21 protein-coding genes and 1 pseudogene are annotated in these 25,102 nt (G+C 30.4%); 18 read left to right on the top strand and 4 right to left on the bottom strand.

Translation table 11 applies throughout. The annotated features are described in order from the left end of the window. Positions 1-4 precede the first annotated feature (4 nt). The 4 genes from mutS (at position 5) to hfq (ending at position 5,909) form a co-directional block, all read left to right on the top strand. Positions 5-2,686, top strand: coding sequence for a DNA mismatch repair protein MutS (gene mutS / locus KPL50_RS00600; RefSeq protein ID WP_216296499.1), 2,682 nt, complete (start codon positions 5-7; stop codon positions 2,684-2,686). 41 nt (positions 2,687-2,727) lie between these two features. Continuing rightward, positions 2,728-4,614: a DNA mismatch repair endonuclease MutL gene (gene mutL / locus KPL50_RS00595; protein ID WP_216296498.1), complete on the top strand. Its 1,887-nt coding sequence runs from the start codon at positions 2,728-2,730 to the stop codon at positions 4,612-4,614. A 15-nt stretch (positions 4,615-4,629) separates the two neighbouring features. Further along, the gene (gene miaA / locus KPL50_RS00590; RefSeq protein ID WP_216296497.1) at positions 4,630-5,568 is read left to right on the top strand and encodes a tRNA (adenosine(37)-N6)-dimethylallyltransferase MiaA; all 939 of its coding nucleotides are present in this window, start codon (positions 4,630-4,632) and stop codon (positions 5,566-5,568) included. 89 nt (positions 5,569-5,657) lie between these two features. After that, positions 5,658-5,909: an RNA chaperone Hfq gene (gene hfq, locus KPL50_RS00585; protein ID WP_216296496.1), complete on the top strand. Its 252-nt coding sequence runs from the start codon at positions 5,658-5,660 to the stop codon at positions 5,907-5,909. A 196-nt stretch (positions 5,910-6,105) separates the two neighbouring features. Here the strand turns inward: hfq and KPL50_RS00580 are convergent, their stop codons facing one another. Beyond that, the gene (locus KPL50_RS00580) at positions 6,106-6,654 is read right to left on the bottom strand and encodes a CDP-alcohol phosphatidyltransferase family protein (RefSeq protein ID WP_216296495.1); all 549 of its coding nucleotides are present in this window, start codon (positions 6,652-6,654) and stop codon (positions 6,106-6,108) included. Between the two features lie 296 nt (positions 6,655-6,950). On the opposite strand from KPL50_RS00580, the gene KPL50_RS00575 reads away from it, so the two are divergent. The 3 genes from KPL50_RS00575 to KPL50_RS00565 all read left to right on the top strand — a co-directional run bounded on the left by KPL50_RS00575 (position 6,951) and on the right by KPL50_RS00565 (position 8,778). Then, positions 6,951-7,196, top strand: coding sequence for a hypothetical protein (locus KPL50_RS00575; protein ID WP_216296494.1), 246 nt, complete (start codon positions 6,951-6,953; stop codon positions 7,194-7,196). 26 nt (positions 7,197-7,222) lie between these two features. Continuing rightward, positions 7,223-7,867 (top strand): membrane protein insertase YidC, encoded by a 645-nt coding sequence (locus KPL50_RS00570; protein WP_216296493.1) that lies wholly within the window; start codon positions 7,223-7,225, stop codon positions 7,865-7,867. A 257-nt stretch (positions 7,868-8,124) separates the two neighbouring features. Further along, positions 8,125-8,778, top strand: a complete 654-nt coding sequence (locus tag KPL50_RS00565; protein ID WP_216296492.1) for a pentapeptide repeat-containing protein — start codon at positions 8,125-8,127, stop codon at positions 8,776-8,778. A gap of 145 nt (positions 8,779-8,923) precedes the next feature. On the opposite strand, the gene KPL50_RS00560 is transcribed toward KPL50_RS00565, so the two are convergent. Next, positions 8,924-9,361, bottom strand: a complete 438-nt coding sequence (locus tag KPL50_RS00560) for a helix-turn-helix domain-containing protein (protein WP_253200393.1) — start codon at positions 9,359-9,361, stop codon at positions 8,924-8,926. Positions 9,362-9,690: 329 nt separating this feature from the next. Here KPL50_RS00560 and KPL50_RS00555 point away from each other — a divergent pair, with 329 nt between their 5' ends. Then, the gene (locus KPL50_RS00555; RefSeq protein ID WP_216296491.1) at positions 9,691-9,939 is read left to right on the top strand and encodes a hypothetical protein; all 249 of its coding nucleotides are present in this window, start codon (positions 9,691-9,693) and stop codon (positions 9,937-9,939) included. 97 nt (positions 9,940-10,036) lie between these two features. On the opposite strand, the gene KPL50_RS00550 is transcribed toward KPL50_RS00555, so the two are convergent. Continuing rightward, positions 10,037-10,729, bottom strand: a complete 693-nt coding sequence (locus KPL50_RS00550; RefSeq protein WP_216296490.1) for a polysaccharide deacetylase family protein — start codon at positions 10,727-10,729, stop codon at positions 10,037-10,039. A gap of 384 nt (positions 10,730-11,113) precedes the next feature. Between KPL50_RS00550 and yaaA the strand changes: the two genes are divergently transcribed. Beyond that, positions 11,114-11,878, top strand: a complete 765-nt coding sequence (yaaA, locus tag KPL50_RS00545; protein ID WP_216296489.1) for a peroxide stress protein YaaA — start codon at positions 11,114-11,116, stop codon at positions 11,876-11,878. 106 nt (positions 11,879-11,984) lie between these two features. Here yaaA and KPL50_RS00540 read toward each other — a convergent pair whose 3' ends face one another. Next, complete coding sequence (locus KPL50_RS00540) at positions 11,985-12,866, bottom strand: aldose 1-epimerase family protein (RefSeq protein WP_309245133.1); 882 nt, start codon at positions 12,864-12,866, stop codon at positions 11,985-11,987. 670 nt (positions 12,867-13,536) lie between these two features. On the opposite strand from KPL50_RS00540, the gene KPL50_RS00535 reads away from it, so the two are divergent. The 9 genes and pseudogenes from KPL50_RS00535 to KPL50_RS00495 all read left to right on the top strand — a co-directional run bounded on the left by KPL50_RS00535 (position 13,537) and on the right by KPL50_RS00495 (position 25,099). Continuing rightward, a complete protein-coding gene (locus KPL50_RS00535; protein WP_216296488.1) occupies positions 13,537-13,908 on the top strand; it encodes a CoA-binding protein in 372 nt (123 codons plus the stop codon). A gap of 278 nt (positions 13,909-14,186) precedes the next feature. After that, on the top strand, positions 14,187-15,608 hold the full coding sequence (locus tag KPL50_RS00530) for an O-antigen ligase (protein WP_216296487.1): 1,422 nt from the start codon (positions 14,187-14,189) through the stop codon (positions 15,606-15,608). Between the two features lie 367 nt (positions 15,609-15,975). Beyond that, a complete protein-coding gene (locus KPL50_RS00525; protein WP_216296486.1) occupies positions 15,976-16,869 on the top strand; it encodes an MYG1 family protein in 894 nt (297 codons plus the stop codon). A gap of 179 nt (positions 16,870-17,048) precedes the next feature. Next, positions 17,049-18,146, top strand: a complete 1,098-nt coding sequence (locus KPL50_RS00520) for a tetratricopeptide repeat protein (RefSeq protein ID WP_216296485.1) — start codon at positions 17,049-17,051, stop codon at positions 18,144-18,146. Positions 18,147-18,250: 104 nt separating this feature from the next. Then, positions 18,251-18,619, top strand: a complete 369-nt coding sequence (locus KPL50_RS00515; protein ID WP_216296484.1) for a hypothetical protein — start codon at positions 18,251-18,253, stop codon at positions 18,617-18,619. 286 nt (positions 18,620-18,905) lie between these two features. After that, positions 18,906-19,448 (top strand): annotated as a pseudogene (locus KPL50_RS00510) (glutathione peroxidase); the annotation flags it as partial. 422 nt (positions 19,449-19,870) lie between these two features. Continuing rightward, positions 19,871-22,309 carry a GH36-type glycosyl hydrolase domain-containing protein gene (locus KPL50_RS00505; protein WP_216296482.1) on the top strand — a complete coding sequence of 813 codons (2,439 nt, stop codon included), beginning with the start codon at positions 19,871-19,873 and terminating at the stop codon, positions 22,307-22,309. A 269-nt stretch (positions 22,310-22,578) separates the two neighbouring features. Continuing rightward, positions 22,579-23,616, top strand: coding sequence for a LacI family DNA-binding transcriptional regulator (locus tag KPL50_RS00500; protein ID WP_216296481.1), 1,038 nt, complete (start codon positions 22,579-22,581; stop codon positions 23,614-23,616). A 124-nt stretch (positions 23,617-23,740) separates the two neighbouring features. Then, positions 23,741-25,099 (top strand): ABC transporter substrate-binding protein, encoded by a 1,359-nt coding sequence (locus KPL50_RS00495; protein ID WP_216296480.1) that lies wholly within the window; start codon positions 23,741-23,743, stop codon positions 25,097-25,099. The last annotated feature ends 3 nt before the right edge of the window (positions 25,100-25,102 follow it).

Below are 25,102 nucleotides of genomic sequence, written 5' to 3'. Positions count from 1 at the left end.
TCAATTGGCATTAACTCCAATGATGATACAATATTTTGACATAAAAGAAACCTGCAAGGACTGTATACTGTTTTTTAGATTAGGTGACTTTTATGAAATGTTTTTTACCGATGCTGAAGTTGCAGCAAAAGAATTAGAGTTGGTGCTTACAGGTCGTGACTGTGGACTAGAAAAGAGAGCACCTATGTGCGGAATTCCATACCATGCAGCCAATACCTATGTGGGTAGGCTAATTGCAAAAGGATATAAGGTAGCTATATGTGAACAAGTAGAAGATCCGGCGGTGGCAAAGGGAATAGTTAAAAGAGATATTATTAAAATAATTACTCCAGGAACTTACACTGATTCTGGTTTTTTAGAAGAGAGTAAAAATAATTACGTTATGAGTATTTACATTGATAAAAAAACTAATTTCTGTGGACTCTGTTTTTGTGATGTATCAACGGGGGAATTTAGTTGCACAGATACTAAACTAAATCTTGTTAATATATTAGATGAAATTTCAAAATTTAGTCCGAAAGAAATTATTGTATCAGAGGATATGTCAGGAGAGATGCTGGGTGCTATCAAAGAAAGATTTAGTGTATCCTATTCATCTTATCCAAATGATTATTTTATAACCAAAGACTATACTTTAATAAAAAACCAGTTTCATAATTTTTGTGAAAGCACCCTGTCAGAAGCATTACTTAGGAGTATTACAGGACTTCTCAGCTATATTATGGATACTCAAAGGAATTCACTGTCACACATAGATAATTTAGAATATTATGATATTTTAGATTATGTAAGTCTGGATGCAAATTCTAGAAGGAATTTGGAACTCACGGAAACACTAAGAGATAAAACTAAGAAAGGCTCTCTGCTTTGGGTATTAGATAGAACGAATACTGCCATGGGGGCTAGAAGGCTACGTAAATGGCTAGATCAACCACTAATAAATAAAAATTTAATAGAAGAAAGATTAGAAACTGTTTCGGAACTAAAAAGTAATATATCCACCCATGAAGATTTAAAAGAGGTGCTTACGGATATATATGATATAGAAAGACTTGTAGGAAAAATTTCTTCCAAAAATGTTAATGCGAAAGAATTGATTTCTCTTAAAAATTCTATAGAAAAAATACCAAAGGTTAAATCCATCTTAGCAGGGCTTAATAGCAAATTAATGAGGAAAATATTTTTAGGCTTAGATGACTTAAAAGATATATATGATACTTTAGATAAGTCCATTATAGAAAATCCGGCTATTTCTATTAAAGAAGGAAATATTATTAAAGGCGGCTTAAATGCTGAAATAGATGAGTTAAGGCTTGCTAAGGCTAATGGTAAGGAATGGATAGCTACCTTAGAAAATGATGAGAAGACCATAACTGGAATAAGATCCTTAAAAGTAGGGTATAACAGAGTGTTTGGCTATTATATAGAAATAACAAAAGCAAATATTTCATTAATCCCTGAGGGCAGGTATATACGAAAACAAACACTATCAAATGCAGAAAGATATATTACTCCAGAGCTTAAGGAAATGGAAGAAAAGATTTTAGGTGCAGAAGAAAAATTGGTAAATATTGAATATGAGGTATTTACGGGTATTCGGGAAGATATTGAAAAGCATGTTGAAAGAATGAAAAATACTGCGATGTTAATATCAGAAATTGATTGTTTAAGCTCCCTTGCTACAATTGCCCTTGAAAATAATTATACAAAACCGGAAATAAATACAAAGGGTATTTTTAATATTAAAGGGGGAAGGCATCCTGTAGTTGAGAAAATGATGCCCACCAATACTTTTATTGAAAATGACACAATTATGGATACTGTGGATAATCAACTATTATTAATAACTGGACCTAATATGGCTGGTAAATCCACTTATATGCGTCAAGTAGCCTTAATAACTATTATGGCTCAAATAGGAAGCTTTGTTCCTTGCGCATCAGCTGATATATCTATATGTGATAAGATATTTACTAGGATAGGAGCTTCAGATGATCTTGCTGCTGGTAAAAGTACCTTTATGGTAGAAATGTGGGAAGTATCCAATATACTACAAAACGCAACTAATAAAAGCTTGGTTTTACTTGATGAGGTAGGTAGGGGCACTAGTACTTATGATGGACTAAGTATCGCTTGGTCTGTAATTGAATATATTTGTAAGAATTCTAATTTGAGGAGTAAAACCTTATTTGCTACTCACTATCACGAGTTAACAAAACTTGAGGGTATGATTAAAGGAGTTAAAAATTATTCTGTAGCTGTAAAGAAAATCCAAAATGAAATTGTGTTCATAAGAAAAATCGTACCTGGGGGAGCTGACAAATCCTATGGTATAGAGGTGGCAAAGCTGGCAGGGCTTCCAAAGGATGTAATTAGCAGAGCAAATGAAATATTAGAAGTACTAGAGAATCTTAATAATACGGAAATTGATTTAATTGACAAGAAAACTTCAAGTAAAAAAAGCAATAAAAAGAATGATAAAAATCTTATCGAAACTGCTCAGAAAGAAGTGGCTATAGCTTATGCACCTAAAACACTGGAAGGTGAGGTCATTCAAATTAATTTTACGGACATAGAGAAAGATAATATATTAAAGGAAATTAAAAACATAAATATCCTTAATCTAACACCAATGGATGGCTTTAATAAGCTATATGAGTTAGTTAATAGAGCTAAGCTGCTATAATAATGGCAAATGCTATAAAATAGCGAAGGATGTGAGTTATCATGAGAATCAATATATTAGAAGTTGAAACTTCTAATAAAATTGCTGCAGGTGAAGTGGTAGAGCGCCCTTCATCAGTAGTAAAGGAATTAGTGGAAAATAGCATAGATGCTGGTGCTAAAAATATTATCGTGGAGATTTTCGAGGGTGGTCAAAAAAATATAAAAATAATTGATGACGGTGCTGGAATTCATATAGATGATATAGAAAAGGCCTTTTTACCTCATGCCACTAGTAAAATAAAATATGTTGAAGACATCTATAATATACACACCTTAGGTTTTAGAGGAGAGGCATTAGCAAGTATTGCCTCTGTATCTAGAACTACACTAAATAGTAGAACTAAGGAATCAACGGTGGGCAAAGAAATATCTCAGTCCTCAGGGGACATACTATACGTTAAAGAAATAGGATGTAATATTGGTACAACTATAGAGGTTAAGGATCTATTTTTTAACGTTCCTGCAAGACAAAAGTTCTTAAAAACACCACAAAGAGAAGCAGCTTTAATTTCAGATATTTTGGGAAGACTAGCACTTGCCAACAATGAAATTTCTTTTAAGCTAATGAATAATGGTAAAAAGGGGATAGCAACCTATAGCTCTACAAATCTTTGTGATACCATTAGATATATATATGGCAAAGAGGTTGTAGATAACATTACAAGTTTTGAAAAGTTCAATGATATAATGTCCGTTCATGGATACATCGGTAATGCAGAAATAAGTCGTGGAAGTAGAAATAGGCAAAGTGTTTTTGTTAATAAAAGGTATGTTAAAAGCAGTCTAATTACCGCAGCGGTAGAGCAGGCTTTTAAATCTTTTTTGACTATAAATAAGTTTCCTTTTTTTATTATATTTTTGGACATTTTTCCTGAGTATATAGATATAAATGTTCACCCACAGAAAACTGAAATTAAATTTCAAGAGGATAAAGCTGTATTTAAAATTGTTTTTGATGCAGTGCATACAGCAATTGCTGATAGCCTGCGAGGTAATTTCACTATAGCAGAAGAGGAAAATGAAAATTATGTTGAAAAGGAAGTAGAAAAAAATACCTTGAGAAGTCAAATTTATGATTTTAACAGGATAGTCATAGATGAAAGAGATAAGCAGGAAATAGAAAAACAAGTTCAAATCCCATTAGATTTTAATTATAAAACAGTAAACAATGAGTGGGATAATTCACATAGTGTAACTACTAATGGATTAGCCAATGAAGATGCGTGTGAAAATATTAAAGAGAACTATGGTATTAATTATGATACTCATAAGGTTCCCTCAGTAAATGAAATTCCTGAAATCTCAAAGTTTCCTGAGCTGCGAATTATAGGGCAATTTAATAAAACCTATATCATTGGTGAAGCATACAATGAGCTTTATTTAATTGACCAACATGCAGCTCATGAGAAAGTACTATTTGAGAAATATAAAATTGATATCATGAAAACAGAAGTGGTATCCCAGATTTTGCTTACTCCAACAGTAATAGAACTTAGCCAAGATGATTATGCACACTACATTGAAAATGAAGCGGTGTTTAAGAATTCTGGTTTTGATATTATAGAATTTGGTGAAAACACAATAAGTATAAAGGAAGTTCCTATTATACTTGGCATACCAGATATTAAAAATCTCTTTAATGAGATTTTGGATAATTTAAAAAATATGGGCACGGGTAAAACTGTAGAAATTAAGTATAATCGTATTGCGTCAATGGCTTGTAAAGCAGCTGTAAAAGCAAATAATCAGTTGTCAGAATTGGAAACAAATAAACTGATTAATGATTTAAGATATATTGACGAACCTTTTACGTGTCCACATGGAAGACCTACAATAGTAAAAATAACACTAAATGAACTAGAAAAAAAATTTAAAAGAATACAATAGAAAAAAGGTGAAAAGATGAAAGACTTATTTATTTTAGCAGGTCCAACAGCTATAGGGAAAACAGAAATTTCTATAAAGCTTGCACAAAGACTAAATGGAGAGATTATATCAGCTGATTCAATGCAAATATACAAATCTATGGATATTGGTTCTGGTAAGATATCGAAAGAGGATATGAATGGAGTTCCTCATCATCTACTAGATATAATAGAGCCAAGTGAGAATTTTAGTGTGGCTGAATTTAAAGAAAAGGCTGAAACTGCCATTGAACTAATAACTAATAAAAATAAACTCCCAATGTTAGTTGGTGGAACTGGTTTTTATATTAATTCACTAATATATAATTATAGCTTTGCTGAGACTATTAAGGATGAAGAATATAGAGACTACCTTACGAAACTTGCAGTTACAGAAGGAAATGAACATGTACATAGCTTGCTTAAAGTTATTGATGAAGAATCCTTTAACAAATTATATCCTAATGATTTAAAAAGAGTTATTAGAGCTTTAGAAGTGTATAGAATTAGTGGAAAACCTATGAGTGTGTTTAAAGAGGAACAAAACATTTTAGATATCCCTTATAATGTATATTATTTTGTGCTAAATATGGATAGACAAAAGCTATATAGTAGAATAAATTCCCGCGTAGATGTAATGGTAAAAAATAATTTAGTCCAAGAAGTTATAGAACTTAAAAAAATGGGCTATAATTCAGATATGCAGTCAATGAAGGGCATAGGCTATAAAGAGCTATTATATTATTTAAACCATGAAATATCCTTAGATGAGGCTATAGAAATGATTAAACAAGGAAGCAGAAATTACGCTAAAAGACAGTTAACTTGGTTTAGAAAAGATCCAAGAATAAATTGGATTAATAAAGATGATTTCAAAAGTGATGATAAAATTGTAGATTACATTGTTAGTCAGCTGAATTCTATGAAAAAATTATAAACTATAAATTACTATATTTTTATATAATTAAAAGGATTTTTAGTTTATTTATAGAATATTCTTAAAATACTAATTGTGGAGGTGAACCTATGAATAAATCTACTAATAATTTACAAGATATAGTTTTGAATGGGTCAAGAAAAAACAAAATACCTGTTACTTTATATTTGATGAATGGTTTTCAGCTAAAGGGAAATGTAACTGGATTTGATAGTTTCACAGTAATATTAAATTGCGATGGAAAACAAATGATGATATATAAACATGCTATTTCTACGATAACTCCATTAAAGCCAATATTATTTAATGAAATTTCAGATGGAAATTCATCACCTCTTTAAGTCAAATAGTATAAATCTACTTTTGAATCTTTTAGGACGCTTTAGTGGATTTTTAATGGTAAAGAAGATTAAATGTATAAAACATACCTTGTATCGTAAGGTGTGTTTTTATATTTATGGCCTGATTAATATCAGTCATGTCTCATAGTTTTGATACTAGCGCAACTAATCTAAATGTAACGCATTTTTCTTAACTTTATAATATAGATAATGTTTGTTTTGAGAATATGCTTTTCTTGTTTATTCGCAATTCAGTTGAAGATAGATGAATGAATAATTCTTCAATAGCAGAAATACTTGCAACCACACAAATTATATACATAAACACATCTGGGTCTATAAAATCGAATGATAGTGGTAATGCAAAGAGCACAAGGCCTGTAATTTTATTAGCATAAGTATGAAGTATCCCAAAAGTTTTATACTTTACAAATACCACCATCATTGACACTAATCTGGTTATTGCGATGATAACAATCCAAACAATTATTTGAACTTTTAGATTAATGATGGGATATAGTACAATCATCAGTACCACTAGCATTATCAAATCTGCAACGGAGTCAAGTTTCTCGCCCAATTTGCTTGTGGTTTCGGTTTTTCTTGCTATATATCCATCAAAGACATCGCTAATTCCACAAATGAGATAGATTACAGAAAACGCTATACTTAATGGTTTTGTAAAAGCCAATGTAAGGGAAAGAAATATTCTCGCAATTGATACATAATTTGCTATTAACTTCACTACATCACCTCACAAAAAATTATTATGTTTACTTCAGATGAAATTACAATTTTTCACTATTATTATACTTCAAATACAAATATAATACCAATTGTTTATACTTATTATGTAAAATTATTAAGCATTATATCATTTTAAAGATAATTTTTTGACCCTAATATTCTATCAAGCTTAGTATATTAAATATTATCTAACATAGCCTAAAATAATGCAAGAAACCTATGAAAAGAGGCTATTGTTAAATTAAACTAATAATGCTATAATAATTGAAAATAGTAGGTAAGGAGGAGTGTAAGTTGAATTATGACTTAATAAATTTAATTCAGTTAATGTTTATAGTGCTGTGTATTGCAAGCATATTTTCTTATACTGTATACTCCTATAAAAATCTAAGGCATAAAGCTGAAGAAAATGTTACAAGAAACATTCTAATTCAGTGGCTTGGATTTATAAAAAAATTACTTCCTGAAGATTATATAATTTATGAAAAATATGGTTTATGGATATATTTAGAACGTTTTAAAATTGAAATGATGTTTTAGCCAAAATTATTCGAAGGAGGATAAAAATGAACATCATTTTTAATTTTTTAAGTAGTTTATTAAATTCAATTTTTAGTTTTACAGGGGATTGGGGACTAGCAATAGTTTTACTTACCCTAGCAGTGAGGTTAGTACTCTCACCAATGTCTTTTAAACAAAAAAAGTCTATGCAACAGCAGCAAAAATTTGCTATAAAAATGCAAGAACTTAAGGAAAAGTATAAGGATAATAAAGAAAGACTTGAAGCAGAAACTAAAAAGCAATCTGCTGAAAGTGCAAAAAGTATGTTGGGGTGTTTAGTAACGCTACTTCAACTGCCTATATTAATGACTATGTGGAGTGTATTTAATAAAATTCCTGTGAATGTGGGAACATATCTTATACCTTGGGTTTCTAGTATTAATATCTCTGACAGTTATTTTATCGTTCCATTGATATATGTGCTTGTATCTTTATCTCCAAGCTTGCTGTCATATGTGACTTTATTAAAAATTGAAGGTCAGGCTACAATTAGTAAGAATAATATAATAATAATGGCGGTATTCGGTCTATTTGTTGCTAAAGCAGCTCCAATTGCAGTGGGTATATATTTAATAACCACAAGTCTGTTTAACTTTTTAGAAGAGCTTGTTTTTAGAATGTATATGAGAAATTTAAAAACTGAAAATTAATTAATATTAGAATAAAAACCCTGTTAACTTTTGTTAACAGGGTTTTTATAATTTGACCCTTCGTTTTTAGTATTCTTTTTTCTACCTTACATCACTGGGCGTTTATTTTTACTGATACATTTTATTTTTTTGAAAAAATAAATTTGATGAAAACATGGTATAATTATATTTCAAATTAAAAAACAAATAAAGCCTAGTCTGGAGAATACCTTTACTTAAGCTTATTTGTTTAAAGAATAAAATGGGGGTAAGTACATATGGAACAGAAGAAAACAAAAACAAAAATTTTAAGACCTAAATTTGATTGCGATTTAGATATTTTAGAGTTATCTAAAGAAAATATTGAAGATGAAAGTGTATTTTCTTTTGGAACAGTTAGTGATTGTTCTTTAGAAAACTATAAAGCAGACAGAGTGGCTTTTAAACAAGTAATATTTAAAAAAGTCATTTTTAATAAAATAGCTTTCAGACGTATAGAAATGCTAGATGTGAGATTTGAAAATTGTGATTTATCAAATGTAGATTTTAATGAGGCTTCATTAAGTAGAGTAGAATTTGATAATTGTAAAATTATTGGCATGAATTTAAGTGAAGCCACTTTGAGAGATGTAATTTTTGAAAATTGTAATGGTGAATTTGCTTTTTTTAATTATTCTAATTGTAAGCAAGTTGCATTTTTTCAATGTCATTTACGTTCTTCAGATTTTCAAAATTCAAAATTTTTAAAGGTTGAATTTAAAGAATCTAATCTAACGCAGTCTCAAATGAATTTCACAAGTCTTAAAGGAATAGATTTTAGTAGTTGTGATATTGAAGGTATAGGTGTAAATATTGCTGATGTGAAGGGCGCAAAGGTTACCACCATGCAAGCCGTTTCTCTTTCTACTATACTAGGTCTCATTGTTATATAAAATTTAATATGACATTCATCCTTCTTCTTATCCTAGGATAAGAAGATTTTTTTGATTTTAAATTATTGAAGTGCGACGTAAAAATGCCGTAAAATTGTTATGAATATACGGCATTTATGACTTTAAATTTTGTTTTTTTATTGCTTTATTTTTCTTCCTTCTGCATATCTAGATATGCTTTGTATAGAAAATCCTTGAGAACCAAAATTGTATCATCTAAAGAGTAATTATATGTTGTCATCATCTCTTTTATCATCTCAGTGAATATTCTATGATATTGCTTACAATCTACGGTGATTTGGTATTCGCTAAGAATCGGATAAAGTTTAGTCCAGTCAACAACATAACCATTTGAACTCTTCATAGATACTTCAGCTGTAACTGACTGATCATCCCTCAATAGATAATCACAACTTACTTTCAACGCGTCAGCTAATTTTGAAATTTTTGAGGTTTCTGGAAAAGTTAAGTCGGATTCCCATTTGGAAATAGTCTGTCTTGTAACCTCCAATAATTCAGCTAATTGGTCTTGTGTCAAATTGATATCTTTTCTTGCCTTAGCTATTTTTTCGCCTGTTTTCATTTTGTTCTCTCCTTTCGAGTTTATGCTTTAATTGTAGCATTCTGTAGTGAAAATACAAACCAACTCAGTGTTTCTAAAAGCAACCTGTAGTTGCTTTATGGGTGGTTTATTTTCTAACGTCGTTATAAGACTAACTTTTCATAGCACAATTGTACAAGACCTGATGTAAATTCCTTTGTGCTTTTTAGATTCAATCATTGGTGGGGTTTCCCATCTTTGAAAAGCCTAATTCCACTTCTTTTTAATTTTGGCAAAATAAAGGTATATTAATACTAATATAGAATATTAATACAAAAGTAGAATTTCGGAAATGATGGGAGGTAAATAAATTGTCAAGTAAATCTACACTAGGAGTATCTTTAAGTTCACTGATAGGTGCTAATGCTATAGAATTTCTAAAATCACAAAATGAATGCAAACAAGCAGAAGTCAAAATGGATATCATTAATAAGTCTATAAAGATGTACGGGCCAGTATATAAGTTATTTGATGAAGTATGTAAGAGTTATCCAAGCTATAAGAAACAAGACCTAATAAGCATTGCTTTATTAGAATTTTGTAATAGACATAAGAAATAAATTAATACACAAAACCAAGTTTAAATTAATATAATTAGCCAATTCTCTTATAAAAATAAAAAAGACACCCAGGGATGTCTTTTTTTGCATATATGTTCTATTTAAAGTGAATAACAGGACTGTTTATTGATAAGGCCTTAAATACATATCCTTGTTCTTTTAAGTTTTTAATTATTATAGGCAAAGCCTCGACGGTAGTTGTCTTTGGTTTTGAATCGTGAAATAAAATCACAATAGACGTCATACCCTTAGCCCCTCTCATAACATTTTCTATAATAACATCTTTACTTGCTGTCATTTTATCTGAATCTCCCGAATAAACATTCCAGTCAATATATTGGTAGCCTTTTTTTATTTGTTCTTTGGTTAATTTGTTCATTATATCTTTGCCACCATAGTTATTACTTATTGTATTGTTTGACCCGCCAGGGAACCTCATAAACGTAGGCTTAGGGATCCCAATACCTTCTAAAAAAGAATTCAATTTATCTACGTCTTCATTATAGCCATTGATAGATGAGTATTCCGTTTTGTAATCATGTGAATAAGTATGATTACCTATAACATTTCCTTGATTTATAATTTGTTTGTATACGTCATCATATCCAGGGTGTCCATTTACGAAAAATGTTGCATTAACATCATTATCCTTTAAAATTTTCAACACTCTGGAAGTGTTCTCGGAAGGACCATCATCGAATGTAAGAAACACTTCCTTTTCGCCTACCTTTATTAGGTTATTAGCTATATGCTTAGGGTCGCTTAGTAATATATCAATAGTTTTATTCAAGTCATTTACCTTTGATTCTGAATTAATTATTGATATTTTAAGAGCCTTGGTGGTAACCTCTAATTGTTTATTTTTATTAACCTCATAACTAAGTGTAGTTTTAAGATTTTTTATTTCTGCTTTTGAACTATATAATATTAAACTTAATATGATTAGAGCAGGAATTAATATAATTAAAATTTTTTTTATAATGACCGCCCCCCGTAAGTAACAAGATATTATATACTATGCACTTTAAAGCTTGATAAGTTAATATATTCACTAATCCCTATTTATGTTCTAAATACATATCTACAGCATTTAGTTTAACCCCAATTAAATAAACTAGGCAACTATTTTTTAATTGTCCGTTTAATAGGTATAATCATAATGAGGTGAATTTGAATGATTACCCTATTATCGTCAGCGAAAACTTTGAAAATGGAAAAGGCACTTAATACAAACTTATATACAGAACCTTTATTCGTCAAGGAAGCCAATTCTTTAATTAAGGAACTTGTAAAATATTCTCCACCAGAAATGGAAACACTAATGAAAGTAAACAATAAACTTGCGCAGCAGAATTTCATGAGGCATATTATGTGGCAACCAGAACATGACTTATCAAATGCTAAACAAGCTTTATTAGCATTTGATGGTGCAGTATATCAAGGAATAAGTGCAGATAATTTAAGCCAGCTGCAGTTATCTTTTGCTAATGACCATATAAGAATATTTTCAGGTTTATATGGTGCATTGAGGCCATTGGACCTAATCCAACCTTATAGGTTAGAAATGGGAACTAAGTTAAAAAATAGACGAGGTAATAATTTATATAGTTTTTGGAAACATAAGCTTACTACTTATCTAAAAAAAGAATTAGAAAGGCAAAACGATAACATACTAATAGATTTAGCATCAAAGGAATATTCCTGTGTAATTGATTTGAGTAAAATCAATGTACAGGTTATAACACCAGTCTTTAAGGATTATAAAAATGGGGCTCACAAAGGCATTACTATTTACACAAAGCGGGCAAGAGGACTTATGAGTCGGTTTATAATTGAGAATAATATTATTTTGCCAAGTGAACTGAAAGAATTTAATAAAGAGGGATATAGTTATAATGATTATCTATCTTCTGATACAGAGTTGGTATTTACCAGATAAAAGGAGTTAGTAAAATAGAACTAGCAGATAATTAATTATCTGCTAGTTCTATTTTTTAGGTGCTGATGCTGATCGCAAACAGAAATTGCTCACTACTTGATTATAATTATGTTATTGTTATATCATAATTAGCATTAAATTCTTCGCCAACTTCTATTTTGTTGACACCAAGTTTATTTTTAAAAGCCTTTGTAGTATTTTTTAAATCTGTTATTCCATGCCAAGGTTCAATACATACAAATGGAGCCATTGTACTAGTTTCTTTATAAAAGGGGGACCATATGCCAACAAAAGGAAAATTTTTAAAAGAAACTTTAAGAGCTACATCATTATTCTTGGATTTTATTGTTACTTCATCAATTCCACTATAAATTAAAGCATCATTAGTGAATAGTTCCGGTTCTATAAAAATATTTTCAGGTGGGTTAACTTTATTTTTCTCTTTTACATAAGGGCCTTGGAGTATATATTCTTCCACATTTTTATCGGTTTTAAAAGCTAAATAATAATCTTCTAATTTTTCTCCAATATTAAAAGGTACATTAAATGCAGGATGAGCGCCTATTGAAAAATACATAGTTTTGGAATCATTATTCTTCACAGTCCAAAACACTTCAATACTATTCCTATTTAATTTATAAGAAATTAACAATTCAAAATTATACGGAAATTTTTTTTGGGTCTCTTCATTAGCAATAAATGAATATGTTATGCTGTTTTTGCTTTCGTTTATTAATTCGAAAGTACAATCTCTTGCAAAACCGTGCTGATTCATATTATAAATTTTATCATCTATTATTGCCTCATTATCTTTAAGTCTACCTACTATAGGGAATAAAATAGGAGATTTTCTTCCCCAAAATTTTGAATCGCCGCACCATAGGAAATCTATATTATGCTTTTTCGAAAATAATTTGTTTAATTCAGCTCCATGCTCATTGACTTCTATAATCAAACTGCTGTTTTCTAATCTATTGATAAGGAACACCTCTTTCTAAAAAAAAATTGTAATTAGCTTAATGTATATACATTATCTAAAAGGCTAGTTATTATAACTAACATCTTAATTAATTTCATTATTCAAATATAATACTTTACAGATGTTTATGCAATAAAAATCATAGTATTATTTAAAAAATATAACAGATAGTATCCATTGGGGTGAAAATGTTTATGTGATAAATGAAAATTGTTACGGGGTTGAAATTATAAACAAATATTAGAAACTTTCACATGAGCACACAGAATATAAATGGGTGAATTATAATGATGCTATTTCTTGTCTAAAGTGGGATGCCAATAAGAACCCTGATTCTAGTGCGTCTACCAATCCCGCCACATCTGCATAAGTGCTAATCCATGTTAGCAGATTGTACTGAGGTTATATATGATAATATTCCAGCTAAAACTGCTATTTGTAGCAATTAAAAAGTATACAAGTATAATATTAAGTAAATAATAAGAAACAGGTGAATAAATGATTTTTGGTTAGGTACCTGATATTATCATTTATTCACGAAAGTAGGAAGACAATTATTATTCTAATACATGATTTAAATATTGCATCATACTGTGATAGAATAGTAAGTGTAATAGATGGGAAACTAACATTGTGAAGATTACTATGAGTAAAAAAATTATATTAGGAGATGGTAATATTGAAGGCTAATGAACTTTTAGAATACACAAACTGGGTTGTGGTGGGGGATGTATTAAATAATTTAAAATATGCTTACAAAATATTGAGTTCCTTAAAAGAAGCTGGATTTAATGTAGTGGGTTTAAACCCTTCTGTTAAAAATGAAGAGGCGTATACTAGGTTAAGTGATGTACCATATAAGATAGAAGTTTTAAATTTATGCATTAATCCAAATAAAGGTATTAAAATACTTCAGGAGGCTTGCCAGTTAAAAATAGATAAAGTACTTATTCAACCTGGGGCTGAAAGCACTGAAATACTTAACTTTTGTAGAGAAAATGAAATTCAAGCAATAGAGGGATGTACGTTAGTAGAATTAAGAAAAAGATGACCTTTTGGTGATAAAATTCAGTCATTTCTCCTTTGAAACTACCACGGGGTGTTTATTTTTACAGTTATGTAAAATAAACTACAATGTTCTTCCCAATCAAGCGGTTTCATCAAATTCATTGTAAGATGGTGATGGAAATGGTACAATGTAAAAATGGTTTCCTAAATCCCTCATAGATTAAATTGAAATAGAAGGTAGATTTAATTTAACGTGGAATCTAGGTCAAAAATTTCAGAGATAAATATTTTATGAATATTTGTTAAGAAGGAGATTAATTAATGGACAGCTTGAAAAAACAAATTCTAAACAAGACAAATATAGTTTATACCTTAATAACCTTAATGATGTTATCGACAATAGCTATTATTTCGCCAGTTACAACTAAATTTAATATAGTAATTCTAGCATGGGGAGCATTATATCTACTATATGATTTTTTCAAAGAAAAGAACTGTATGAAATCTAGATACTCATTTTATTTAAAAATTTATATGATACTATTTTTAATAAGTATTATAATTAACTTTAAAGTAAACCTTATAGGAAATATAAAAACATTTGCATACACAGGTTTATTTTTATTTGTTTTATATTCCTATAGAAAAGATTATTCAGATAAAACAATGCAATCTGAAATATATAATATAAATACAATAATAATAACAATAAGCTCTATAGCATCCTTTGCTTCATTACTAACATTTATGTTTTTAATTCAATTTACATATAGTGGTACACCTCAAGGTTTTGTATATCCACACGCTCCTGCATTATGGGGATTCTATAGAAACCCAAACTCTGGTGGAATGGTTGCAGTAGTTTCCATAATAGTTACATTTTTTAACATCTATTTATGTAATAAAATCCATGTTAAAAATTTTGGTAAGTTAAAAAAGTCTTATTACTATTTTAATATATTAGTACAATGGCTATGTCTACTTCTTTGTAATTCGAGGGGCGCTTTATTATCATTACTAGCTTTCGTCCTATTTGCTTCATTTTATTTATTTATAAATATTTTTGAACAAAAGAAAAAATTTAATAGATTTAAATCAGTAATGATATCATTACTGTTAACCATTATTATTTTCTCTACATTTAACCTAGCGGTGTCTGTTTCTAAAATTGGATTATCATATATCCCTAAATCAATTCAGAAACTTATTAATAATACAGATCCTGGTCTAACAGGAGAGGATCCTGACAACCTAATAATAGATCGTGAAATTCAAGACGGTCATGTTACAACTGGTCGAATGGAAATATGGACATATGGGTTAAATACATTAAAGCTGAACCCTCTTTTTGGACATGGTCCAGATAACATAGGTTTAGCAAAACAAAAAATATATCCTAATGATAAAACTAAATATATGATTACAAATGATATGCATAATGGATATCTACAAATACTTTTATCAAATGGAATTCTAGCATTTATTGCTTTTGGAGCCTTTATTATATTAATTATCAAAGATTCATTAATATTTCTGTTAAGCAAAAAAAATACAGCTGATAATAATAAAAAGATTTTTTTGTTTTTTATACTTGGGTTAATATTATCTATTGCGGTGAATGGATTATTTGAGAATGCAATTCTCTTAACTAGAAGTTATATACCAACAATCCTCTGGATATATCTAAGTTACTTATCTAAAAACCTAGATGAAGTTAAAGAATTAAATAAAAGTAATGTTTAAAAACAAATGTTTATTTGTAAAAATATCTCGCATATTTGTATACTTCATCATACTTATATAAGATACTGAAAGAAATGCCATGGATTCAAAATTGAGTTTTAAGAGCTTAAATTTGATTCTATGGCTAATTTTATCTAACTTTACGATCCATTTACTTTGTAATAAATGGTATTATAAAAGGAAGAATAGATTTTTCAAGTAAATACCTGAATGTTGTGATATACTGATAAATTGATGCATTATAGGATTAATTGTTATTAGAATACGGAAATGAAGGTATATTTATATGACCATTTAGATTTAGAAAAAACTACTTAAATTCATGATATTGAAATACTTATACTATAAAATATGAAAGAGGTAAATGATGATAAATGAAAAAAATATTAAAACTTTAGGAACACATAGCGGGAAATTCCACGCAGATGATGTTATGGCTACTTCTATACTTAGCCTATTACTTGGGGATACAAAGGTAACAAGAACAAGAGATGAAGATGCACTTAGAAAATTAGACTTTGTTTATGACATAGCCCTAGGAGAATTCGACCACCACCAATTAAATAAAGAAATGAGAGAAAATGATATTCCCTATGCTGCTTGTGGTTTAGTTTGGCGAGAGTTTGGTCCTCGAGTAATAAGAAAGTTTAATTCGGAGTTAGATGAAAATGATATAATCTCGATTTTTGATTATGTTGATAAAAATTTAGTGCAGGGCATTGACGCTACAGACAATGGTGTAGATATAAAATCAGAAATTAAAGTAACTTCTATAAGTGATATTATACAAAATTTTAATCCAACATGGGATTCTGACTCTTCCAAAGATGAGGCATTTGAAAAAGCTACTTGGTATGCTACAGAAGTTATAAAGAGAATAATAAATAAGCAAGTTTCTGTTATAAAAGCAAGGACCATAGTAAATGAGGCCTTTCAAAATAGAGATATTAATGAAATAATGGTTTTGAAAAATGGCTGCCCTTGGCTCCAACAGTTACTTAAAATCGATATAAATAATGAGGTATTGTTTGTTATTTCTCCAGAGGATAATAATTCAGAGTATAAGATTCAGACTGTAAAGAAATCTGCTGATACTTTTGAAGCAAGAAAAGATATATTAGAATCCATTAGAGGAAAATCAATGGAAGAAATAAATTCCATAATTAAAATAGATGATGCTATATTTTGTCATAAAGCAGGATTTATAGCATCAGCTAAAAGCATGGAGAGTGCTTTGAAAATAGCAAAATTATCGATTTAAAACCTATACAAGTTGTTTTTTGAAATTTTAAAAAGTTAATGTGACTCTAAAATGTATCCTATAGATTAGACATTTAAAAAAAGTCTACTTTATAGGGTGTTTTTATGTATAATAGAGAAAAACGTGTATTCATTTTAGTTTATAATTTAAGTAAATTTGAATGTAGGGGGAGTATTAAAATGAGGATTATATTTTGTAACGTTACATGGTTAAAAAATTATATGGGTGTAAGTGATGATGATAAACTGGTTAAAACTTGCGGAGTGGACAAAGATGAAAATAATGAGGCTAATGAATCATATAACTTTCATGATTATAACGGTAAGTGTTATGGATACGTATCAAATAGAGGGGGTTCTTTGCATTTAGAAAGATTTGAAAAAGCAACAGTAAACGATGATATTGTAGATAATGTTCTTGTAATATGGGTTGCAAAACAGTCTAAAACAGGTAAAAATGTTGTTGTTGGTTGGTACAAAAATGCCACTTTATATAAATACTCACAAGAAATTTACCCTTATGGGGGAATAGGTAGAGATTTATATTTCAGTACGGAAGCCTGGAGTAAAGATTGTTTTTTACTACCTGAATCAGAAAGAACATTTGAAATACCTAGATCTGCAGTTGTTGAAAAAGATATGGGTATGGATAAACCTAATATATGGTATGCAGAATCTGGTTATGCTAAAACAATCTTTATTCCAGAGGTTTTAGGGTTTATGGAGTCATACAAAGGAGGATTTGCAAATACAGCCTATTCAGAAGAAATGCTTCAAAAGACCTTAAACAGGGCATCTATGGAGTATCAACCTCTTATAGACAAAGGAGAGGAATTAATTAATAAGGGAGATTTTTATAATGCACTTCTCTATTACAACACTGCAAGGGAAATTAATGACTCGGCAGATGCTTTATTTGGGGTAGGTGAATCGCTAATAGGTTTGAATATGTTTAGTAGAGCTATAGTAGCTTTTGAAGACGCTTCTTTTATGGAAGGGGATAAAGCAGATTCATTATATTATTTACAATGTCTGTATATGAATACTGATCAATTTATAAAGGCGGTTAAAATCTGTGATAGAATGCTACAGCTAGTAGATAAAAGCGATGTAGAATCAATTTGTAGTATTTATTATTATAAAGTTTATGCATATAATTCGTTAGAAGATGATACGCAGGCAATTAAATGTTTAGACTTTATTATAAAGACTACCACTGATGAAGAGTTTAGAGCTGATGCTTTAGGTATGAAATCAGAATTAACTTCAAATAAATAGCACGCAGCCTTGGTGTATTTTGATAAAGCTACTTGGAAACGGGTGCTATTTTATATGTAATATTTTTTTGCATTTGCACATATGAATAGTTGAGGTGGTTAGATATGAATAGAACTATAGTATGTAAAGAGTGCGATAACAATAAAGTGATCATTGATAAAGTTGAACAGCATCTATACATAAAGTGCTCAAAATGTGGGAATACAATAATGCAAACGGTGCATCTGGAATCTTGGAATAAGAACGTTGCTAATACATATAAATTTAGAATAAGTATTGAGGATGACAGGTTATTTGAGGCAGATATAATTGAAACAGATGATAATAAGATAGAGCTTCAAACTTTAAGTAAAGAAGAAACAAAAATTCGATTAATGTATCTAAAAGAATATGAATATATTAGGCAACTTGAAGAAGAGGAGTACAGGGAAATAAGCAATTTAAGTAAGCAATTTAAATATGCGAGTATATAAAAGCATTCAGGTACAAGTATTTCATTAAAGTAAAATTTAATGAAATACTTTTTTTCTTAGGACTGACGATGAGAACTTATATTTTGACACATTTTATTGTGTTTAAATAAGAGCTTTGGTCTGAAAATGTTGAAATATAATGGAATCAATGGTATAATAAAGTAAGAATATTCTAAATGTTCTGCAAAAAACGCCAAGTCTGGTTTTATCAATTATCAATTTCTTATAATTAATATGATGAAATAAATGAAAGTGTTTAAATTTATATGAAATGGAGGGATAATGTATGTCAATTTATAATTTTAACGCAATTACAATCGATGGCGATGAAGTATCAATGGAACAATATAGGGGAAAGGTACTGGTTATAGTTAATACAGCGAGTGAATGTGGCTTTACACCACAATACGAGGGTTTGGAGAAACTTTATGAACAGTACAAGGATAAAGGCTTTGAAATACTAGGCTTTCCAAGCAATCAATTCGCTGGGCAGGAACCTGGTGAAAGCCAGGAAATAAAAAAATTCTGTACACTTAATTATGGAGTGAGTTTTCAACTGTTTAAGAAGAATGATGTAAGAGGAGAAAATGCTCAACCACTCTTCAGATATTTGACAGAAAAAACGACTTTTAAAGGGTTTGATCTAGAGCAACCTAATGAGAAAAAATTTAATAACTTTCTTAAGGAAAACTACCCTAAGTTTCTAGAAGAGAATTCTGTTAAATGGAATTTCACCAAATTCCTTATTGACAGGGATGGCAATATAGCTGATAGATATGAACCTACAACTGAACCAGCGGCTATGGCATCGCATATTGATAACCTGTTAGAGAAATCAAAGAATAATGATGTTAGAACTGAGAAAACTGAAAATGAGAAAGATACCAAGAAAACTTTTATTGAAAAAAACCATATTGGTGAAAATGGTGACGAGAGTTTAAACATTGAGGGAAAGCCTTTAGAAAATTTATATAAAAACTTAAAAATTTAAAATATGCAGCAAACAGAAACTTCCAGGTTCTAAATGAGTATAACAATAAATTGAATATATGTTATAAGCACCAGATGGAAATGTATCTGGTGTTTGGTTTTGCATTTTTTAAATAAATGTTAAAACTATAGAATATCTTAAAAACGCGCGTTAATTAAATGTAATCTAAGCAAGAGAGGTAATTTTAGCTCCTATGATAATTGATATATTTGTGGATTCTATATAAAATAGAATTATTCAAATATAAGGGGGGATGAACTATGAAATTTGGCTATTTCGATGACTTTAAAAAAGAATATGTTATTAGTACTCCTAAGACTCCGTATCCGTGGATTAATTATCTTGGAACAGAGGACTTTTTCTCGCTAATTTCAAATACTAGCGGTGGGTATTGTTTTTATAAGGATGCTCGTCTTAGACGTCTGACTAGATATAGGTATAATAGTACACCAGTTGATAATGGGGGAAGATACTATTACATAAATGATGGAGGGGATGTTTGGACACCAGGATATATGCCAGTAAAAGCTGAATTAGATTCCTATGAATGTAGGCATGGACTTGGATACACTAAAATTAAAAGTCAAAGAAAGGGTATTGAAGTAGAACAATTGATGTTTGTACCTTTAAAGTATCATGGGGAAGTAAATAGACTTAAAATAAAAAATACCTCAAGTGAGTCTAAGAAAATCACAATTTTTTCATTTATTGAGTTCTGTTTATGGAATGCTTATGATGATATGACTAATTTTCAAAGAAACTTTAGTACCGGTGAAGTAGAAATGGATAATTCTGTAATCTATCATAAAACTGAATATAGAGAAAGACGAAATCATTATTCATTCTACTCTACTAATACAGACATAGATGGATTTGATAGTGATAGAGAGTCATTTCTTGGATTGTATAATGGGTTTGATTCACCTCAAGCAGTTACTCAAGGAAAATCTAATAATTCTGTGGCTAGTGGATGGTCACCTGTAGCCTCACATAGTAAAGTATTAAAGCTTAAACCTGGTGAAGAAATAAGTTTAATCTTTATAATTGGATATGTAGAAAATGAAGAAGAGCAAAAGTGGGAAAGTCCTGGTGTTATTAATAAGTCTAAGGCTAAAGCTATGATAGCTAAATTTAGCACGGATCTTCAAGTAGAAGATGGACTCGAGGCTTTGAGTAAATATTGGGAGAATTTATTATCAAAATATAGTATAAACAGTGATGATGATAAGTTAAACCGTATGGTGAATATATGGAATCCCTATCAGTGTATGGTAACTTTTAATATGTCCAGAAGTGCGTCATATTTTGAGTCCGGAATTGGAAGAGGCATGGGATTTAGGGACTCTAATCAAGACTTACTTGGGTTTGTACATCAAATTCCTGAAAGAGCGAGAGAAAGAATATTAGATATAGCTGCAACACAATTTGAAGATGGTGGAGCTTATCATCAATATCAACCTCTGACTAAAAAGGGGAACTTTGAAGTTGGAGGGGGCTTTAATGATGATCCATTATGGTTAATTTTAGGTACAGCCGCCTATATAAAGGAAACTGGAGATTTTAATATTCTTAATGAACACGTGGCATTCAATTGTGATGATAATATAAAAGGCACATTAATGGAGCATTTAAAACGGTCTTTTTATCATGTTATTAATAATCTTGGACCTAATGGACTTCCACTAATCGGAAGAGCTGATTGGAATGATTGCTTGAATTTAAATTGTTTTTCTAAAGAACCTGATGAGTCTTTTCAAACCTTTGGAGATCCAGATGGCAGAGTTGCTGAATCTGTGCTAATAGCTGGAATGTTTGTGTTTATTGGGCCTGAATATGTAGAGTTATGCAAGAGGCGAGGATTAAATAAAGAAGCCATAATAGCACAAAATCACATTGAGGTTATGAGAAAGAATGTTATAGAAAATGGTTTTGATGGAGAGTGGTTTTTAAGAGCATATGATGCATTTGGTAATAAGGTGGGTAGTAAAAAATGTGAAGAGGGCCAGATATATATCGAATCACAAGGTTTTTGCGTGATGGCAGGTATCGGTGTAGAAGAAGGGTTAGCATTAAAAGCGTTAGATTCTGTTAAGGAAAGATTGGACACTAAGTATGGTATCATGCTTCAATCCCCAGCTTATAGTAAGTATGATGTAAACATTGGCGAAATTTCATCTTATCCACCAGGATATAAGGAAAATGGAGGTATCTTCTGCCACAATAACCCGTGGATAATGATTGCAGAAACTGTTCTAGGTAGAGGAGATAGAGCCTTTGATTTGTATAAGAGAATAGCTCCAGCCTACGTTGAGGAAATAAGCGAAATCCATAGAACTGAACCTTATGTTTATTCACAAATGGTAGCTGGAAAAGATGCAGTAAGGCATGGAGAAGCTAAAAACTCTTGGCTTACAGGAACAGCTGCTTGGAATTATTTTGCTGTTACTCAGTGGATATTGGGGGTTAAACCCGAATATGATGGACTTTGTGTAAATCCTTGCATTCCCAGCGCAATGAATGGGTTTAAGGTTGTGAGAGTATATAGAGGAGACACCTACAACATTGAAGTTAAAAATCCACAGCATGTTTCAAAGGGCATTAAAATAATAAAAGTAGATGGAGAAATTATAAAGCAGAAAATACTACCTATATTTGGTGATGGGGCTGCACATAAAATAGAAATAGAAATGGGCAAATAGCGATACTTAAATGTTCAGCTTTATCAAATAATATAAGTAATATATCGATGCTAGCTGAGTCAAATGCTTAAAGAGATATTAGAGAATTTTAATAACATGTGTAAACGATTTTCAAAGAAACAGAGCAATTTGGATATAAATGAAGAAAATACCATTTAAAGTAGGATATTTAAAGTTAAATCAACTTAAATGAACTTGAAATCTATTAGAAAATAATGTATTATTATATTATAAACACGCGTTTAAAATCATTCTGAAGAGGTGCTGATATGAACAGTATAGATATAGCGAAAATTGCAGGAGTTTCAAGAAGCACTGTTTCAAGGGTAATTAATAATTATGACAATGTTCCAGAAGATACTAGAAAAAGAATTCAACAAATAATCAAGGAAAACAATTATGTACCGCACGCGTCAGCTAGAATGCTTGCAGGAGTTAAAAATAGAGTAATTGGTCTTTTTATAATTGATATGAAGGTTGATTCTAACGGTAAACAGGTTACTGGTAGTTCTTACTTTACACCCTTTACCGGTTCAGTTATAGATAATGCGAGCAAAATGGGTTATAACGTACTTGTTTCCATTGTAAGTAAACAAAAGGATTACAAAAAAGTAAAAGAAACTTTTTATAATAAGACAATATCTGGTGGAATTTTTATTGGAGAAAAAAACGGAGAGCCAGAAATAAAAGAAATTATAAATTCTGGTTATCGAGTGGCACTTTTGGACCAATCTGTGAAATTAGATGAAGAAGTTTATACAAAATGTATAATTGTTAATGCTGATAATTATTGTGGAGCATATAAAGCTACTAATTATTTAATTAGCCTTGGACATTCTAAAATTGCACATATAATGGGAGTATCAGAACATTTATCTGCTATGGAAAGATTGGACGCTTATAAAAAAGCACTAACAGATGCGGGAATTCCTATAAAAAACAACTTAATTGTTAAAGGTGATTTTACTATCAGTGGAGGTTTTAATGCTACAAAAAAATTGCTCCAAAAGGAAATCCCTACTGCAATATTTTGTGGAAATGATAACATGGCAATTGGAGCGCTTCAAGCAATTCAAGAAGCTAATTTAAGAGTGCCAGAAGATATCTCTATAGTAGGCTTTGATGATATAGAGGTTGCAAGGTATATAAGCCCATCATTAACTACTGTAAAAATGAATTTACTTGAAATGGCTTCAATAGCAACAAATACACTAATAACATCTATAGAGAATAATTCGAATTTTTCAGCAAATTATACCTTACCTATTGATTTGATCCAAAGAAATTCATGTAAGACCCTAAAGTAAATTGTTTTACATTTTCTTTAATTATTAATAAACGCGAGTTTATTAATAACTTGTTAGTACTATAATATCCGATTAAGGGTGTTATTTATTAATAGATAAACCAAATATTTAAGGGGGGACAATAATGAAAAAAAATTATTTGAAGAGAATTGCAATGTTAACACTATCAACAATGATGGTTACTTCAATGTTAGCTGGTTGTGGATCTAAAACTCCAGCTCCAACTGCAGCTCCAGCTCCAGCTGTAACTGAAGGGGATACCAGGTTACCATCAGATTACAAAGGAACTATAAAAATTTGGTCCTGGAATACTGAACTTAAAGATTTAGGTATCATCGATAAGTTTAACAAAGTATATCCTAATATTAAGGTGGAGCTTGTATCAATACCAAATGACAATAGTGCATATACAACTAAAATTTCATCTACAATGAGTGCTGGAGTAGGAGTACCTGACGTTTTCTTATCAGAAGCTGCATATGTAAAGAAATTTACAAATTTAGATTTCTATGAGGACTTGTCAAAAGCACCGTATAATGCAGAAAAACTTATAGGCAAAATGGTACCATATACTATAGATTTGGGACGAAATGATGAAGATAAGTCAATTAGAGCTTTAACTTGGCAGGCAACGCCAGGCGGGTTCTTCTATAAGAGAAGCATCGCTAAGCAATATCTTGGTACAGACAACCCTGAGGATATTCAAAAGATGATGGCAACAACAGAAGACTTTATTAAATTAGGGCAAACGCTTAAAGAGAAAAGTTCTGGAGCTGTTAAGTTATTAGCTGGTTATAATGAATTAGTAAATGTCGCTATTGGTAGTCGTACTGAGGGCTGGGTAAAAGATAATAAATTAGTTATCGATCAAAAGATGATAGATTATGTTGATCAAGCAACTACAATTAGAAAAGAAGGTTTAGATGCTAAATTTAATCAATGGACACCAGCTTGGACTGGATCTATGTCAGATAAAACTACATTTGGATACATGCTTCCAACCTGGGGACTTCCTTTTGTTTTAGGAATAAATGCTCCAAAGTTAGAGGGGGACTATGCATTCGTACAGGCTCCAACACCTTATTATTGGGGCGGAACTTGGCTTGGAGTATCAAGCAAGAGTACACAAAAAGATAATGCTTGGCAGTTTGTTAAGTATATAACTTCAGATGCAGACTTCATGGCAGCACAAGCTAAAGATAAGGGTGATTTCATGAATAACACATATGTTCAAGCAGCATTGTCAAGCTCTGCTGATGGAAATAATAAATACCTAAAGGGACAAAATGTATACAAAGCTTATACAGAACTTGTCAAGGGTGTTAATGGTAAATTATTCACAGAATATGATGATACAATTAACAATGCTTGGAACAAAGAAGTGGACTTGTTAATTTTAGGGAAAACAGCTTCTAAAGATGCAATGCTTAAAGCCTTTAAAGCTGCTGTAAAAAGTGCATATCCTGACATGCAAGTAGATTAATTT

The sequence above is a fragment of the Clostridium sp. CF012 genome (assembly GCF_018861755.1).
Taxonomy (GTDB): domain Bacteria; phylum Bacillota; class Clostridia; order Clostridiales; family Clostridiaceae; genus Clostridium_AD.
The sequence above is the reverse complement of the archived record's forward strand: the minus strand, read 5'-3'. Positions and strand labels throughout refer to the sequence as shown.